Raw genomic sequence first — 16,023 nt, 5'->3', positions numbered from 1 at the left:
TAGAGATTTTGATCTGATCAAATAAGAAAGGGGCGAATTTTTGAGCCCAGAGCTGAAAGGTACGCTGTGATTTTCGCGGCTAAGGCTACCGAGGCTTTACTCAGCGCCAGGGGCTGGGCGTGGAAGGTCAGTACGTGCAACTTTTGTGTCAGCCATTTCTTTCAATACGAATCCGCTCGTAAAAAAGAAAAAGGATGAGGAAGCAAAACTCGCTTTATAGACCTTAGACAAATCACCAAAGAAAATCAGTAGAATCAGAACACAAATCACTGCAGATACGAAACAAAAAAGGCTAGAGATTCTGGATGTTCTTCTTAGAAAACCCATTTTATCTTGATCTGGCATAAGCGTCTCGTAGCGGTAAAAATATGAATAGACATGGACTAAGTTAAAGGCCCAAATATACGCGGCTTGAGCAGAAAAATATATCTTAGCTAGCTTATTGTGGGGTAGGCTTGATCTCAATCAATATCGAATGTTTACTTCAAAGCGCTTAGCTCAGGTCACAGACAATGAATAAACTTTTTATAATCGGTCTGCCTAGAACGGGTACGACGAGTATTAGTGTTGCTCTATTAGCGCATAATTATAAGGTAGCGCATACCGCCTATACTAAACGTGCATTTGAATTGGCCGATGTGGTTTCAGATGCGCCATGCTTTTGTGACTATCAAGAGCTAGACCTGCTCTTTCCCGGTTCTAAATTCGTTTACTTAGATCGAGAATTAAATGTCTGGTTACCCTCGATTCAGCGCTTGCTTCATAAGATGCAAGCAAACTTGGAACTCAAGACAGGTCACTTTAACCCCGTACTTAAACGTAGCTTCCACAAAACCTTCGCCTTGCTCGATACAGAAGACCCGATTGCTGAGTCTCATTTAGAAAACTGCTATAGGCAACATCAACAAGAGGTGTTTGACTATTTCTCGGCTAGATCAGATCTACTAAAAATAGATATCAGCAAGCCCAAAAGCTTAGCGACATTGCTAGGTTTCTTAGGTACCTCAACAGAGGGCTGTGGTGAATTTCCTAGACTAAATGTGGGTAAACAGGTAGATAGCTGGAAAGAGTTCAAACATGCTAACAAAGTAAACCCTAATAGTGCGGGCAAGGAACATAGAAAATTCTTTGATTACGTATAGCGCTGTAACATGTTATTTTCCAGCTTAATAATTTCTCATTACTAAGCCAAACTCGAAATAAGGTTATCCAAAGTATGGAGTCACTCCCTATAGCAGAAATAATATTGATATCATTTCTCATGATATTTGCAGTACACCAAATTAGCCGAGTCGTTATTGGAGAAAATGCGGATACTTATCCTTCAGGCATCCTTATCGCGGGAGGTCTATTCTATGTGGCGACAAACGATATATCTTCAGGTATCGCTGCAAGTCTTTCAGCCGCTGCAGGGCATTACTTAAGCGTTTTCCTTTGTAAACGGTTCAATTGGCACGAGAAGAATAAACCTTAATGTTCTTTAGTTAGCGCTCTTCCAGTAATAATTGTAAAAACCAGGAAACCGCCGAAGACGTTGGCAATAAATCAAATCAGCCCTTTTGCATTATCTAGGATGTTCAAAAGAGAGGGGCGGTTTTCTGATGGAAGCTATATAGAATTGAGTCGAACACTGCTGATTCAGATCGAATATTTTCTTATTTCTCTTAATGGTCTATCTTTATAAGGTTAAGGGGTAAACTAAAGGCTTAAAATATTATCCTTCACTGAACATAACAGCTTGTAGTAAGGTATTTTACACTTGCCTTTAGTAGAAGATGGTCATGATTTTATAAGGTCAAAATATGTGAAATTCATTATATCTCTATACGTATTTCTTGTTATAGCTTCGGTCTCTCGAGTTGAGTCTAATGAATTGAGGTTTCGTAGAGTATAAGTTTGTATTGAATTTGCTTAATTTTTTTTTGATGTAAGAGTTTCTTTTTTATAGGTGCTTATTATGAAATTTACGTTAAAAAAATTAGCCGCTGTAGGGGTTTTAGCATTAGGTTCGATGTCAGCAAATGCAGCCATCGTTACGGAAACTTGGGTTACTCAGGTTGCACAGAGTGACGTGACCGGGCTTAATGTCGGCGATTCATTATCATGGTCTTTTACATTCGATAACGAAGGGACTCGGGCGAGTACATTTTATGATGATGGAACTCCAACGTATACGTATTGTAACGCGCTGGATGGAAATGCTGATGGAGCTTGTTCAATTGAATGGACTTTGTTTGGAATTAATTATGCGGATTTGATTAGTTACGACGACTCGGACTGGCAGGCTAGTATTGATTATCATCTGGCCACCGAAAATATGGTTGAATACGACCGCGGTATTCGTGAGGCGAGGGTTTCAATCACTGAATTCGGTTTGTCAACAATTAACGTAAAGGAAGGTGGATCTGAAATAAATATCAGTACGTGGGCCGAAGGCACTGGACCATTTGGAACCGGACCGGGTAGCCCAACGATATCGGCTGAAACTTACCTTTACCAGGTTTCAGATCCACAGCAGTATTTCTTAGCAAACACCAGAATGACGGTCACGTCAGTCACCTCGGTTTCAGTACCTTTAATCGATGTTCCAGAACCTGCTACGCTTTCGCTTCTTGGTTTGGGTTTAGTAGGCTTAAGCTTTGCTCGTAGACAAAAGAAGTCCTAATTCTATCTAAGCCTGAAGTACACTATTGTTGCCAGCACTTAAGGAAATCACCCAGAACTAAAGCTATCTCACTTGAGATGGCTTTTTTTCTGCTCATAAAGCTGATGAATTTTCTCAAAGTACTTTTCGATAGTTTTACGGGTTGCCTTGATATGAAATCAGTTAAAAATCAGAGCCTGTTTCTATCCTACCTATAAAAGTTTTATTGCTTTGTCACTCCTCTGTTTTGGAGTCGAGCTTTTCCAAGCATCACCTTATTCTCATCCGGAAGATAGTGTACTCTAAGCGCAAATTAATGATTGGAAATGGCTAGACCTAATGAACGCAAAACGAGCAGATACGATTGTCGTACTGGACTTTGAGACGAGTGGCTTATCTCCTGATATGGGAGAACGTGCGATAGAAATTGGTGCAGTGCTGATTGAAGGTGGGGAGATTACAGATAGCTTTCAATCCCTAATGAACCCCGGTATTCGCATCAGTGCTTTTATTGAAGATTATACCGGTATTAGCAATGCAATGTTGAGCAAGGCGGCTCCCTGTGAAGAGGTGATGAAGCGCTTTAATGATTTTATTGCCGGGCATAACCTAGTCGCTCATAACGCCTCTTTTGATAAACGCTTTCTTGATGCTGAACTATCACGAGTTTCTTGCTCCTATCCGGGAGACTTTGCCTGTTCTTTGCTCGCTTCTAGGCGTATTTTTCAGGATGCGCCGAATCATAAGTTAGGAACTTTGGTTCAGTATGCGAACCTTGATACTGTTAGCTCAATCTCATCGGGTAGTTTTCACCGTGCCTTGTATGATTCAGAGATGACTGCCAAGCTGTGGTTAGCTATGTTAGAGGATATTGGTGAGCGCTACGGTATTTATGATTTACCGTTCTCTTTTATTCAGCAGCTTAGCAAAGTGCCTAAGAAGTCGGTGCATAAGTTTATAGAGAAGCACAGGGCTTAGGAACGAATCGTTATATTAAAAAGCAGGAGTTAGCAATGAGTTATAAGTGTATTTCAGTTCCGCAAGCAAGGTCTTTAATGAGGGAGAAGGCGTGTTCTTTGGTGGATATTCGAGACCCCGCTTCATTTGCTTCAGTAAATATAGAAGGCTCGGTTCATATTTCGAATGACAATGTACAACAGTATTTATCTGACATGGATAAAGAAAAGCCACTAATTGTGGTTTGCTATCACGGCAACAGTAGTCAAGGCGCGGCTGAATTTTTCGCCAGTCAAGGCTGTAGAGAAGTGTATAGTCTTGATGGCGGTTTTGTTGAATGGCAGCAAGGCGATTAGATCTAAGCTACTGCTTTATCACCCTTCAATCACTTAACTGAGCCCGGGTAATCGAAGACTAAGGATACGTATTAATCTTTGATAAACTTTACATCTATATTCAGTAAACACCGCTCGTCTCAGACGTCGAGCTAATAGCTAAGCGTGCAATTTCTTAGGATTGCCAAAACAACACAGCAATGACTACCGACTTAGTCAAAATTATTTCGAAAAGTTAAGGCTTTGCTATCAGCATCTAATAAGGCTAATCTTATATAGTGAAGCTTATTAATTTAATCGTAGAAGAGTTCGGCTCTTATGCCGACCGATAACGCTGATTATAAAAATGATAATAATATTCAAGTTAATATTACTACTGGTTGCAAGTAGCTTTAGCGCACAGGCTTTGAGTGATTATGTGCTGGTAAATCGGCCTGAATCAGTTAATGACAAACGCTATGATTACGCACATGATTTGTTGCAAATGGTTCTCGATGAGACTCAAGACGACGATTCAAAAAGTGTTGTAAAACACGCAACGCTTATAATGAACCGTAATCGTCTACTGTTATCGTTGAAAGAGGGTAAAGAGCTTCATGTCGTTGCCGAAGCGCCCAAAACTGCTTGGGTCAGCGAATTGCACGTCGTAAGAATTCCCATACGAAAGGGAATACAGGGCTATCGCCTCTTTTTCATTAATAAGCAAGACCAGAGCAAACTGTCAGCACTTAAGTCTTTCGAAGAGTTTAAAGCTATACCCACTGGTTCAGGAAAAGGTTGGTCGACGACTAGAGTGTTGAGAGAGGCAGGGTTTAATGTTGTTGTGGGAAACAACTATGAAGGCCTGTTTAGTATGTTAGAGCTCGGTAGATTTAAAACCTTTGGTCGTGGTATTAATGAAATTGAGGCCGAGTACTTAGCTCAAAAAGAGGCGCACCCTAATCTAGCAATCGACACGGAACTAATGCTTCATATCCCCTTGCCAACCTATTTCTTTATTAGCCCGAAACGACCAGAGCTTGCGAAGCGCATTGAACGGGGTTTGTGGCGCCTAATCGAAAATGGCAAATTTGAAGCATACTTTTTAGCTCACCACCAAGCGCTAATAGATAAGTTTCGGCTGAAAGAGCGCAGAAGGTTTTCTATTCCCAACCCCAATTTGAGTAAAGCCGACCCGCTTGATAATGCTGAACTATGGCATAAATTTTAATGAAGAAAACAGCGTTGTAGGTATAGGGCTCATTACCAAGAAAAGGCATATTGTTGATGCTGTTCCTTTTCGTTATTCAGGCCAATATGAACACCTAATAGCCTTACTTTCTTACCATCGCCCCTTGATATTGCCTCATGTAACAGGCAGATAAACATCGCTTCATTGTAGTCACTAAATGTATATTCTTTTGTTGTTTGATGAAAGTCACTGAACTTTACTTTAACGCCTAGCTTCTGAATGCCTCTTCCCGGCAAATGCTTTGCAGCACGCTGTTTTAACTCGGGCAACAACCTTGATACTAAAATCGCTTCAAGTGAAGACGGGTCGTCAATGTCTTCAGGGAAGGTTAGCTCTACACCCACTGACTTCCTTGTTCGGTGAGTTATTACTGAGCGCTCGTCTTGTCCATGGCAACGTTGCCAAAGTAAATGGCCTAGTCTTCCGAAGTTATGTAGTAGTGTTTGTTGGTCAAAAGCCTTTACATCTTTTCCAAACCGCAGTTGCTTAGCACTGAGCTTCTCGAAGGTGACTTTGCCAACGCCAGGGATTTTATCTAAAGGCATATCGTCGATAAAACTGGCCACGTTTTCTGGAGGAATTACATAAATACCGTTTGGTTTATTGATATCGGAGGCAACTTTAGCGAGGTACTTGATGGGCGCCACCCCTGCTGATGCTGTCAGACCAAGCTCACGTTGAATCGTCTTGCAAATATCCTGAGCGATGAGCGTTGCTGAACCGTGATGTAACGAGCAGTTGGTGACATCAAGGTAAGCTTCATCGAGGCTAAGTGGTTCGATCAGATCAGTATAACGTTCGAAGATCTCACCAATCTGTTTACTAACGGTTTTATATACATCCATTCTACCCGGAAGCAATACAAGATCTGGGCATAAACGCAGTGCAACTGAGGTCGGCATGGCAGATCTAAGCCCAAACTCTCGTGCTATGTAGTTACAGGTAGAGAGGACACCGCGAGAGTGGCGCTTTCCGCCAACGGCAACGGGTAAATTAGTTAACGCCGGTTGGTCACGGATTTCCACGGATACAAAGAAAGCATCCATATCTACATGAATTATCTTGCGCAAACCGTTGCCTCGAAATTAAATAACGCTGTTTAAATATACAGTTATATTGGGCGTGAGGCAAGTAGGGTTGGTTGCTAGCGTGTACAGCTTATTTACGATACACGCCGTCTAGAAAAGTGTTTACTTCAGAAAAAACCTTCTTGGTGATATCTCCTCTGACAATACCATGCAGATGGAAGTCTATTTCCCTGTAATGTGCGTTGCCCGTGTGAATGCTTTTATAAATATCTCTACCGCTTTGGACGTCAACTTTTGGGTCTTTATCTGCATGAATGACTAAGGTTGGGATGGTGATGCTAGAGAGCCCTTTCTGGACTTGGTTCATTAATTTTTTGATTTCAACGATGCTGCTTACCGGGCAGCGTAGATAATTGATGTGAGGATTGTCGGCATGGTTGGTGACAAACTCTTTACGAAACTTTTTAGTATCAAATACCGGATTAGCTATTTGTCTTAGAACCTTATTCCAGGTGTTGACAGGTTTGGCAAAGTTAGCAGAGAATTTTTTAAACTTGAGCGGCGCGCTGATACTCACAAGTGCATCAAAGGCGTCGGGTTTATCAATGACTTGTTTAAGTGCCACCGCAGCGCCAGTAGAGAAACCAGCGATGACGATATGCTCACAGCAGTGCTTAAGTATTTCGTGGCCCCGGTTAACCGCCGCCGTCCATTCGCTCATTTTACGGCGAGATAAATCATCTGCCGATGTACCGTGCCCGTCCATTCGTGGCGCGTAGACGGTATAGCCTTGGCTATAAAGATAGTCAGCCCACTCTCGCACTTCTTCCGGGGCAGCCATTAGGCCATGAACAAGCAGCACTCCCTGCGTGGCTTGAGGCTGATGAAGCAGGTAAGGTTGGCCAATTTCTGGTGGCTTGGTTTCACCTTTAAGGAAGTGTTCCTGGTAATCGTTTATAAAACGACTCGTTTCTTCCTCTAGCAGGCATTGTGCTTTAGAGCTTAAGCTCATCTTAGGCTGACGCCGTAGCGGAAAATGCACTGTAAATCAGGCTGTAATGACAGGCGCCACCAATTAAGACCATTACGTGGAAGAGTTCATGGAAACTGAAAATTCCAGGCAACATTAAGGGTTTCTTACTTGCATAGAAAATAGCACCTAGCGTGAACGCGATACCGCCAGCAAAAAGCAGATTAACCTGCATATCGGTCATGAGATCCAAGATTTGTTGCATGGGGAAAACTAGCATCCAGCCCATTGTCAGAAAAATTAAGGCATAGAGTATTCTTGGTGCGCGCGGGAAGAATAATTGTGAGCACAGGCCAAATGCCACCAGTCCCCATTGAATTGCTATCATTGGTAAGCGCCAGTCATCATCCAGAAAGAAGTAGCAGACGGGAGTATAAGAACCAGCAATCATAAAGAATATCGCTAAGCGGTCCATTTTTCGCCAGAAAGATAGCTCGTTCTCTTGCTTTTTAAAGCAGTGGTATAAAGAGCTAGCAGAAAAAAGAAAGATTAGTGACAAACCGTAAACTAAGGCTGTGACGAGCATTGAAGCAGAGCCGGTTGCAACCTTTAATAAAAAAACTGTACCGACCACGGCTGCTATCGCGCCAAGCAGGTGAGAGTAGAAGTTGAATGCTTCAGAGCTTTTAACCATTTTCAATACCGCTTTTTGTGTAGGTCTGAGGATAATAAGTCTAAAAAAAGTATCACAAGTGTGAGCTGAATTTGTTGCTTAATCTTAATCACCATAATGTTAAAAAAATAGACTTTAAGGTGCTTTTACAAAAGTTTTACATAGCCCGCTTTTAACACTCACGGCGCGCGATGAAGCAGTGTTAAACTGGTCGAATGAATAGATTTAGATTTCTACCAAACAGCACCTTCACATTCATTTTCTCACTGGTGGCCCTGGTCACTTCGTTTGTGCTTTATATCTATTGGTATATAGAGATCAGTAGTGGCTTGGATGAAGTGATTTTGAGGTTTCATATCGATCCGCAACAAGTCACAGAGTCGCGTACCTTTTTGGTGATTGCAGTATTAACTTTATTGGTGAGTTTGATCGTTACGGGCTTGTCGATGAGTTTCGTTTATACCAAGAAAATGCAGCAGCTTTATCGTCTGCAGAATAACTTTATCAATAACTTTACCCATGAATTGAAAACACCCGTTACGTCCTTGCAGTTGTATTTAGAAACCTTCCAAAAGCATGATTTGGATAAGGAGACGCAGCAAAAGTATCTTAACTATATGCTGCGTGACGTTCACCGTTTATCAGACAATATCAGCAACATTCTGGATCTGGGAAAGATCGAAAGCCAGAGCTTCAGTGATGAATTTATAGAGTTAGACGTTGCTGAGTTTGTCTCTCAGTTTTATCAACAAAATGCCCACCTGTTTACTGGCTTACAGATCGCGACTCAATCATCTCAGCCGATAAAGCAAACGCTTAGCCGGGCGCTGTTTGAAATGTTATTGATTAATTTAGCGAGCAATGCCCTTAAATATAATGAGTCGGATCAGCCAAGCCTAGTCGTTAAAATAGAAAAGCTCGCACTGCGCGGAAATGATGAGCTCAGGCTTAGGTTTATCGATAACGGTATCGGCATTGAGCATACGCAGCGCAAGAAGGTATTTAAAAAGTTTTATCAGGTGGGTGATTCAAAGACGCGTTCAGCGCAGGGTAGTGGGCTCGGTTTATATCTGGTTCAAAATATAGTTAAAGCGCATAGTGGTAAGATACAGATTAAGGAAAGCCAGCCGGGGCAGGGGGCTGAGTTTGTTATTATATTCCCGCAGCGAAATAAACTATCAATGGCGAAAAGAGCGCGTAATATGATGGGGATGCACTAGTGTTTGATCCAGAGAATGAGCGTATCTTGGTTGTCGAGGATGAATGTCATATTGCAGAGGGGTTGCGTTTAAATTTGGAGCTTCAAGGTTACAAGGTGGCGTTAGCGGAAACAGGGACTTCCGGTCTAGCCTTATGGAAACAGTGGCGGCCGCATTTAATAGTCTTGGATGTGATGCTGCCCGGCATAGACGGTGTCTCTGTTCTTAAACGTATTCGCTTAGAAGATGAGCGTTTGCCAATCCTTATTCTATCAGCCAAGAATAGTGCTCAAGACAGAATTGAGGGTTTTAACCACGGTGTCGATGACTATCTTTCTAAACCCTTTAACCTAGAAGAATTCCTGTTACGAGTTGAGCGCCTTTTAAAACAAAGTAGCTGGCAAGATAATAGTATTGACGCGGCGAGTGGAAGTCAGGACCCATATAGCTTTGGCAGCAACAAAATCGACTTCCTTCAATCTGTTGCTTATTGCAAAGGGCAACAAATAAGCCTAACTGAACAAGAGCTTCGCTTGCTCAGGTTATTGATTAACAATCGTGGTAAAGCGCTGTCACGCGGAGAAATTTTAGAAGTTGCCTGGGGTTTTTCCAAAGACCTATCGACTCGTACCGTCGATAACTTTATTGTCCGTTTTCGAAAGTACTTTGAAGACGACCCTAAGAACCCCGAGTTCTTCAAAAGCCGCCGCTCTGTGGGCTACGTATTTGACCATTAAAATATCACTGATGAAGATTTTATTGCTTGTAAAGAAAGCCTACACTATTTTGTGTTAGTCTTGATGGCAAAGTAACAGACTATCGTTAAAGCTATCTGATTTTAAAGGACTTATATGAGTGTTCATTCTTTGGCGGGCCAGCCTGCACCGCAAGAAATATTAACTGATATCCCTCGCTTGGTTGCGAGTTATTACAAGCGGCAACCTGAACCGGGAAACTCTGATCATGCAGTAGCATTTGGTACATCTGGCCATCGCGGGACAGCGCTGAATTGTAGCTTCAACGAACATCATATCTGGGCTATTTGCCAAGCTTTATGTGAATATCGCCAGGCTCAAAATATTAGTGGTCCTTTATTTTTGGGTAAAGATACCCACGCCTTGTCGGAACCTGCATTAATTAGTGCGCTTGAAGTCTTTGCGGCGCAAGATGTCGAAGTGCGCATTCAGCAGGGCGGTGGCTATACGCCTACTCCAGTTATCTCTCACGCCATTCTTAGTCATAACCAAGGGCGCACCCAGGGACTTGCCGACGGTGTGGTGATTACGCCATCCCATAACCCTCCTCAAGATGGAGGCTTTAAATATAACCCTCCTCATGGTGGGCCTGCAGATACCGATGTTACTAACCTGATTCAGGCACGTGCGAATGAACTTTTAGCTCAAGGTATGGAAAAAGTAAAAAAGGTTTCTTATTCGCAGGCTTTGGCAGCTAGCAGTACGCAAGAAATTGATTTTGTCATGCCCTACGTGAAGGACCTGGAATCTGTGGTTGATATGTCTGCCATTTCCAAAAGCGGCTTGCGTATAGGTGTTGACCCAATGGGCGGGAGTGGTATTGCTTACTGGGAGCCGATTGCCGAGCATTATGGTTTGAACCTGGAGTTAGTCAATAAGCGGGTTGATCCAAGCTTTTCGTTTATGCGTGTTGATAAAGACGGCAAAATTCGTATGGATTGTTCCTCACCTTATGCCATGGGTCAGTTGATTGAATTAAAAGACCAATATGATGTCGCCTTTGGCAACGATCCTGATTACGACCGTCATGGCATTGTGACTCGAAGCTCTGGCTTGTTAAACCCAAATCACTACTTAGCAGTCGCAATCGATTACCTTTTCTCACATCGTCCTGAATGGGATGAATCTGTTGGAATCGGCAAAACGCTAGTTTCCAGCAGCATGATTGACCGAGTGGCTAGCGCGCTAAAGCGTCCTTTGGTTGAGGTGCCTGTTGGCTTTAAATGGTTTGTAGATGGCTTGCATCAAGGCAGCTTGGGTTTTGGTGGAGAAGAAAGTGCAGGCGCTTCATTTTTGAGACGCAACGGACAAGTTTGGACGACCGATAAAGACGGCATTATCATGGATCTCCTGGCTGCCGAAATATGCGCAGTAACTGGTAAGGACCCGGGGGAGCGTTATAAAGAACTGGAAAACCAGTTCGGTTCTCCTGTTTATGAGCGTCTTGATGCATCGGCAAGCAAAGAGCAGAAAGCCAAGCTTAAAGCCTTATCTGCTGAGCAGGTGAGTGCAAGCGAGTTGGCAGGCGAAACGATTCAGCAGAAACTGACCAAGGCGGTGGGTAATAGTGCTGCAATCGGTGGCCTAAAAGTTTCTACAGAAAATGGCTGGTTTGCTGCAAGGCCATCGGGCACCGAAGATGTTTATAAAATCTATGCGGAAAGTTTTGTCAGTTCAGATCATTTGAAGAAAGTTCAGAAAGAAGCAAAAGCGCTTGTGGATGAAACCATCAAATAAGGATTAAAAAGCTCTGAGTCATGACTCGGAGCTATTTAATGAGTAAGCTATACTAAAAGCCTACGACTAAGGAGTTGTCTGATGAGGGTTCCTGATAACAGTAATATCGTCATTTTTGGTGCCTCGGGAGACTTGTCGTTTCGCAAGCTTATCCCGGCTTTGTTCCATTTATATGTCACTAGACAATTGCCTGATTGTTTCTTTATTTTGGGTGTTTCGCGCAGTGCTTATGACTCAGATAGTTATCGTGAGGCTTTGTTAAAGTCGCTAAGTGAAGGTGCAAACCTTGATTCGCATACTGTCGAAGATTTTCTCCAGCACGTTTATTACTTGTCTTTGAATACCTCCGATGTCACGGAATACTCCAAGCTAAAGCTTACCTTGAATGAGCTGTATGCGCGCTACCAGACACCGCACAATACTTTGTTTTACATGGCGATGCCGCCAAGTATGTTTACCGTGATCCCTGATTGCTTGTCAAAGAGTCAATTGTTGGATCAGTGTGAAGGCTGGAAGCGCATCGTGGTCGAGAAGCCTCTAGGTTATGACTTGGAATCTGCAATCGAGCTAGACCATGGTTTGCATTCCTATTTTGATGAATCCCAGATTTATCGTATCGATCACTATTTGGGAAAAGAGACCGTTCAAAACCTACTGGTTTTTCGCTTTGCTAATGGCATGTTTGAACCATTATGGGATAGAAATTATATTGATTATGTTGAGATAACCGGCGCAGAGAAATTAGGTGTTGAGTCTCGGGGTAGCTATTACGATGGCGCAGGTGCCGTGCGCGATATGTTTCAAAACCACTTGCTGCAAGTTTTGGCGATGGTAGCGATGGAACCGCCAGCAGTGATCAATGCCGACTCAACGCGGAATGAAGTGGTGAAGGTTCTACAGAGTCTAAAACCACTTAGTCAGGCCGATTTAGAGAATAACCTGGTTTTAGGGCAGTATACGGAATCCTTAGTTAAAGGTAGTGCTGTTCCAGGTTATCGGGATGAGGAAGGTGTTAGTCCAGATTCCAGAACTGAAACCTACGTAGCCCTTAAGCTATTTATTAATAATTGGCGTTGGAATGGAGTTCCTTTTTATATTCGAACAGGGAAGAGCTTGCCAACGCGAGTGACGGAAGTTGTTATTCACTTCAAACATACACCACACCCTGTTTTTGGGCTGAATGCACCGGCAAATAAACTGGTGATACGCATTCAGCCAGATGAAGGGATCGTGATGCAATTCGGTCTTAAGAAACCCGGAGCAGGTTTTGAGTCGAAAGAGGTGAGTATGGACTTTCGTTACCAGGATTTACTCGATGAAGAAGGTGATGGTGTACGCATTCTGAATGCCTATGAGCGCTTGTTACTGGATGCACTGAATGGCGATGCCACCTTATTTGCTCGTAGCGACGCCGTGCAATCCTGTTGGCAGTTTGTCGAGCCTATTCTGAAATATCAAGCTGGCGACCATGCCTTGCATGGTTATGCGAGTGGTACATGGGGGCCGAAAGAAGCCGAGAGCCTTCTTCGGCGTGATGGCCGTACCTGGCGTTTTCCGTGTAAAAATTTAGCCAATACTCATTATTGTGAGTTATAGCGAGATAAAAAATTCTTAAGCAGGGGGCAGTATGAATGCGAGTAGTGATGGTTCTATTATAAGCATTTATGAATCAGCTGATGAGCTTGCAGAGGTAGTGGCCAAACAGTGGCTGGCTCTGAGCCAATCTGGCGCCGATATTCATATCGCTTTATCGGGCGGGACAACGCCCAAACATATTTTTGGCTACATAGCCCACAGTGATTACGCAAATAGCATTCTTTGGCGGAACTTACATTTCTGGTGGGGAGATGAACGTTGTGTGTCGGCTAATGATGAGCAAAGCAATTATGGTGAAGCCATGCGGCTGTTGTTTAGCCATGTGCTAATTCCAGCGAGTAACATTCATCCCATTCATGGTGAATTAGCGCAAGAAAAAGCCTTGATCGAATTCAAAGATGAAATGCTGGCTTGTCTGCCATCAGTATCTGATGGAGTGAATGCCTTTCCTATTTTTGATTGGGTTATGCTGGGTATTGGGGAAGATGGACATACTGCCTCATTGTTTCCTGGCCAAACAGATTACGACTGTGCTCAGAGTGCCGTTCAGGCGACTCAACCAAGCTCCAAGCAGGAGCGAATCTCGCTAAGTGCTTCAGTCATATCATGTGCCAAGAGAGTGACATTTATTGCCTTGGGTAAGAGTAAGGCAAGTGTCGTGCGAGAAATAGTCGATCAGGCAGAAGTCTCTAAAAGCTACCCGGCAGCCAATATTTTTTCACGAATTATTGCAAGCTCAGGGTGTGTTGAGTGGTATTTAGATGCGGAATCGGCAGCTAAACTTAGCGAGCATTAAACAAGAAATAGTCGAGGGATAATTATGGCGGATAACAAAGCAGACATTGCAGTCATTGGTCTAGCGGTAATGGGGCAAAACCTGGTTCTGAATATGAATGACCACGGTGTCAGGGTCGTTGCGTATAACCGAACGCAGAGCAAAGTATCCGAGTTTATCAAGGGTCTTGCTGCTGATACGCTAATACAAGGTGCAAATAGCCTTGAGGATATGCTGGCGAAGCTCTCCTCGCCTCGTAAAGTGATGTTAATGGTAAAAGCTGGTGAGGTGGTGGATGCCTACATTGAACAGCTACTTCCTTTGCTAGATGATGGTGATGTCATTATTGATGGGGGCAACTCCGACTATCGAGACACGGCTCGACGAGTAGAGTCATTATCTGAAAAAAATATTCACTATCTCGGTATCGGTGTTTCCGGTGGTGAAGAAGGTGCACGTTATGGGCCGTCTATCATGCCTGGTGGTGATGAGCGAGCCTGGCCGCTAGTAAAGCCTATATTTCAGGCTATTGCGGCGCGCACCGATGCTGGTGAAATTTGCTGCGACTGGGTTGGCTCGGGCGGTGCAGGGCATTTTGTGAAAATGGTTCACAATGGCATCGAATATGGTGATATGCAGCTCATCTCTGAGGCTTATCATTTTATGAAGAGTGGGTTGAATTTGAATCACCCTGAAATGCAGAAAAGTTTCTCGGCATGGAATAAAACAGAGTTAGATAGTTATTTAGTTGAAATAACAGCCAATATTCTTGGCTTTTATGAAGATGGGCAGCCCTTAGTAGAGAGCATTCTTGATACGGCAGGGCAGAAAGGAACCGGTAAACTGACTGCAAATAGCGCACTTGAAAACGGTGTACCTTTGAGCTTGATTAGTGAGTCGGTCTTTGCACGATATATCTCCAGTTTCAAAGAAGAGCGAATCGCTGCTGAAACAGCTTTCGCGCGTGAGATATCTAGTGTTGGTGGAGATAAGGACGATTGGCTTGAAGCGTTGAGAGAGTCCTTATTGGCGTCTAAGATCATCTCTTATGCTCAAGGTTTCATGTTAATGAAGCAAGTTTCAAACAACTTGGATTGGAATCTGAACTTCGGGAATATTGCTTTAATGTGGCGAGGAGGTTGCATTATCCGAAGTCGTTTTCTAGAGAATATTCGTGACGCCTTTATAAAGAACCCTGAGCTCTCTTTCTTAGGAATCGATGACTATTTTCAACAATTATTGAAGCAGTCACTTCCTTCCTGGCGCAGGGTTTTGGGTAAAGCGATTGAAATCGGGCTACCAATGCAATGTACCGCGTCAGGCTTGTCTTTCTTTGATGCCTTCACCTGCGGAAGATTGCCAGCAAATATGCTGCAAGCGCAACGTGATTACTTCGGTGCGCATACTTATGAACGGGTTGATAGAGATCGAGGCGAGTTTTTCCATACGGACTGGATTGGAAGTGGTGGAGCGGTATCCTCCAGCCAATACAATGCCTAATATATGAGCGCAGCATGATTCCATCGGCGAAAACAATTAATGCCTATACAGAAGATGTTCTAGGTGAACTCGATGGAGTAGGAATTGCCGAAAGGGTTCGTAAAAGAGAAATATCGGCCCAAGAGGCGGTTGAAGCGAGTATTAGTCGCGCGATGCATGTTGAGCCGAGCCTAAACAGTCTTGCTGTGGAAATGTATGACAGGGCTCGACGGTACGCATTGTTGCCTAATTCAGGGTATTTTTCCGGTGTCCCTAGCTTTATTAAAGATAATGACGACTTTAACGGAGTGCCCTCCGCTCATGGTTCCGCAGCGTTAAAACCTAAACCCGCAGCAAAATCTTCAGATTTCGTACGTCAATTCCTGTCGCTAGGCGTCGTGCCCCTAGGAAAAACTCGAATGCCTGAGTTTGGCTTAACGGCTACGACTGAGTCTAGTTATTTTGGCTCGACTTCTAACCCGTGGAACCTTGAGCGTTCAACTGGCGGTTCATCCGGCGGATCTGCCGCCATGGTTGCAGCTGGCGTTGTGCCCTTTGCTCATGGGAATGATGGCGGTGGTTCTATCAGAATACCTGCGGCATGTTGCGGGCTAATAGGGCTGAAGCCTACAAGAAGTCGCTTA

Annotated in this window: 17 protein-coding genes; 13 read left to right on the top strand and 4 right to left on the bottom strand. The window is 43.6% G+C overall.

Translation table 11 applies throughout. From position 1 onward, the window contains the following. Positions 1-96: 96 nt before the first annotated feature. Entirely contained in the window at positions 97-345 is a 249-nt protein-coding gene (locus A3763_RS05180; protein WP_068509369.1) for a hypothetical protein, read from the bottom strand. Positions 346-512: 167 nt separating this feature from the next. Between A3763_RS05180 and A3763_RS05175 the strand changes: the two genes are divergently transcribed. The 6 genes from A3763_RS05175 (at position 513) to A3763_RS05150 (ending at position 5,146) form a co-directional block, all read left to right on the top strand. Next, entirely contained in the window at positions 513-1,142 is a 630-nt protein-coding gene (locus A3763_RS05175; protein ID WP_068514327.1) for a sulfotransferase, read from the top strand. Between the two features lie 74 nt (positions 1,143-1,216). Next, positions 1,217-1,474 carry a hypothetical protein gene (locus tag A3763_RS05170; protein ID WP_068514329.1) on the top strand — a complete coding sequence of 86 codons (258 nt, stop codon included), beginning with the start codon at positions 1,217-1,219 and terminating at the stop codon, positions 1,472-1,474. A gap of 537 nt (positions 1,475-2,011) precedes the next feature. After that, the gene (locus A3763_RS05165; protein WP_156490491.1) at positions 2,012-2,665 is read left to right on the top strand and encodes a PEP-CTERM sorting domain-containing protein; all 654 of its coding nucleotides are present in this window, start codon (positions 2,012-2,014) and stop codon (positions 2,663-2,665) included. 318 nt (positions 2,666-2,983) lie between these two features. Continuing rightward, on the top strand, positions 2,984-3,622 hold the full coding sequence (locus A3763_RS05160) for a PolC-type DNA polymerase III (protein WP_068507471.1): 639 nt from the start codon (positions 2,984-2,986) through the stop codon (positions 3,620-3,622). A gap of 35 nt (positions 3,623-3,657) precedes the next feature. Then, entirely contained in the window at positions 3,658-3,957 is a 300-nt protein-coding gene (gene glpE / locus A3763_RS05155; protein ID WP_068634580.1) for a thiosulfate sulfurtransferase GlpE, read from the top strand. Between the two features lie 325 nt (positions 3,958-4,282). Continuing rightward, positions 4,283-5,146 (top strand): hypothetical protein, encoded by an 864-nt coding sequence (locus tag A3763_RS05150; RefSeq protein WP_068514335.1) that lies wholly within the window; start codon positions 4,283-4,285, stop codon positions 5,144-5,146. Between the two features lie 32 nt (positions 5,147-5,178). Here A3763_RS05150 and dinB read toward each other — a convergent pair whose 3' ends face one another. The 3 genes from dinB to A3763_RS05135 form a co-directional block, all read right to left on the bottom strand. Beyond that, positions 5,179-6,237: a DNA polymerase IV gene (gene dinB, locus A3763_RS05145; protein WP_156494923.1), complete on the bottom strand. Its 1,059-nt coding sequence runs from the start codon at positions 6,235-6,237 to the stop codon at positions 5,179-5,181. An 88-nt stretch (positions 6,238-6,325) separates the two neighbouring features. Beyond that, positions 6,326-7,207 carry a carboxylesterase gene (locus A3763_RS05140; protein ID WP_068633119.1) on the bottom strand — a complete coding sequence of 294 codons (882 nt, stop codon included), beginning with the start codon at positions 7,205-7,207 and terminating at the stop codon, positions 6,326-6,328. A gap of 1 nt (position 7,208) precedes the next feature. After that, complete coding sequence (locus A3763_RS05135; RefSeq protein WP_068514341.1) at positions 7,209-7,859, bottom strand: hemolysin III family protein; 651 nt, start codon at positions 7,857-7,859, stop codon at positions 7,209-7,211. A 194-nt stretch (positions 7,860-8,053) separates the two neighbouring features. Between A3763_RS05135 and A3763_RS05130 the strand changes: the two genes are divergently transcribed. From A3763_RS05130 to A3763_RS05100, 7 genes are all read left to right on the top strand, one after another. Next, on the top strand, positions 8,054-9,058 hold the full coding sequence (locus tag A3763_RS05130) for a sensor histidine kinase KdpD (RefSeq protein ID WP_068514343.1): 1,005 nt from the start codon (positions 8,054-8,056) through the stop codon (positions 9,056-9,058). Beyond that, complete coding sequence (locus A3763_RS05125) at positions 9,058-9,774, top strand: response regulator transcription factor (RefSeq protein ID WP_068514346.1); 717 nt, start codon at positions 9,058-9,060, stop codon at positions 9,772-9,774. The genes A3763_RS05130 and A3763_RS05125 overlap by 1 nt, the downstream gene beginning before the upstream one ends. A 114-nt stretch (positions 9,775-9,888) precedes the next feature. After that, positions 9,889-11,529, top strand: coding sequence for a phosphoglucomutase (alpha-D-glucose-1,6-bisphosphate-dependent) (gene pgm, locus A3763_RS05120; RefSeq protein WP_068514350.1), 1,641 nt, complete (start codon positions 9,889-9,891; stop codon positions 11,527-11,529). An 81-nt stretch (positions 11,530-11,610) separates the two neighbouring features. After that, positions 11,611-13,125, top strand: a complete 1,515-nt coding sequence (gene zwf / locus A3763_RS05115) for a glucose-6-phosphate dehydrogenase (RefSeq protein WP_068514353.1) — start codon at positions 11,611-11,613, stop codon at positions 13,123-13,125. A gap of 31 nt (positions 13,126-13,156) precedes the next feature. Then, complete coding sequence (pgl, locus tag A3763_RS05110; protein ID WP_197469694.1) at positions 13,157-13,921, top strand: 6-phosphogluconolactonase; 765 nt, start codon at positions 13,157-13,159, stop codon at positions 13,919-13,921. A 24-nt stretch (positions 13,922-13,945) separates the two neighbouring features. Next, entirely contained in the window at positions 13,946-15,400 is a 1,455-nt protein-coding gene (gene gnd, locus A3763_RS05105) for a decarboxylating NADP(+)-dependent phosphogluconate dehydrogenase (protein WP_068514356.1), read from the top strand. Between the two features lie 14 nt (positions 15,401-15,414). Next, positions 15,415-16,023 (top strand): amidase family protein (locus A3763_RS05100; RefSeq protein ID WP_255376606.1); only part of this gene is annotated, 609 nt, incomplete at its 3' end.

It is taken from the genome of Oleiphilus sp. HI0128 (assembly GCF_001635365.1).
Note: the sequence above shows the minus strand (reverse complement) of the source record. Positions and strands in the feature narration are given on the sequence as shown.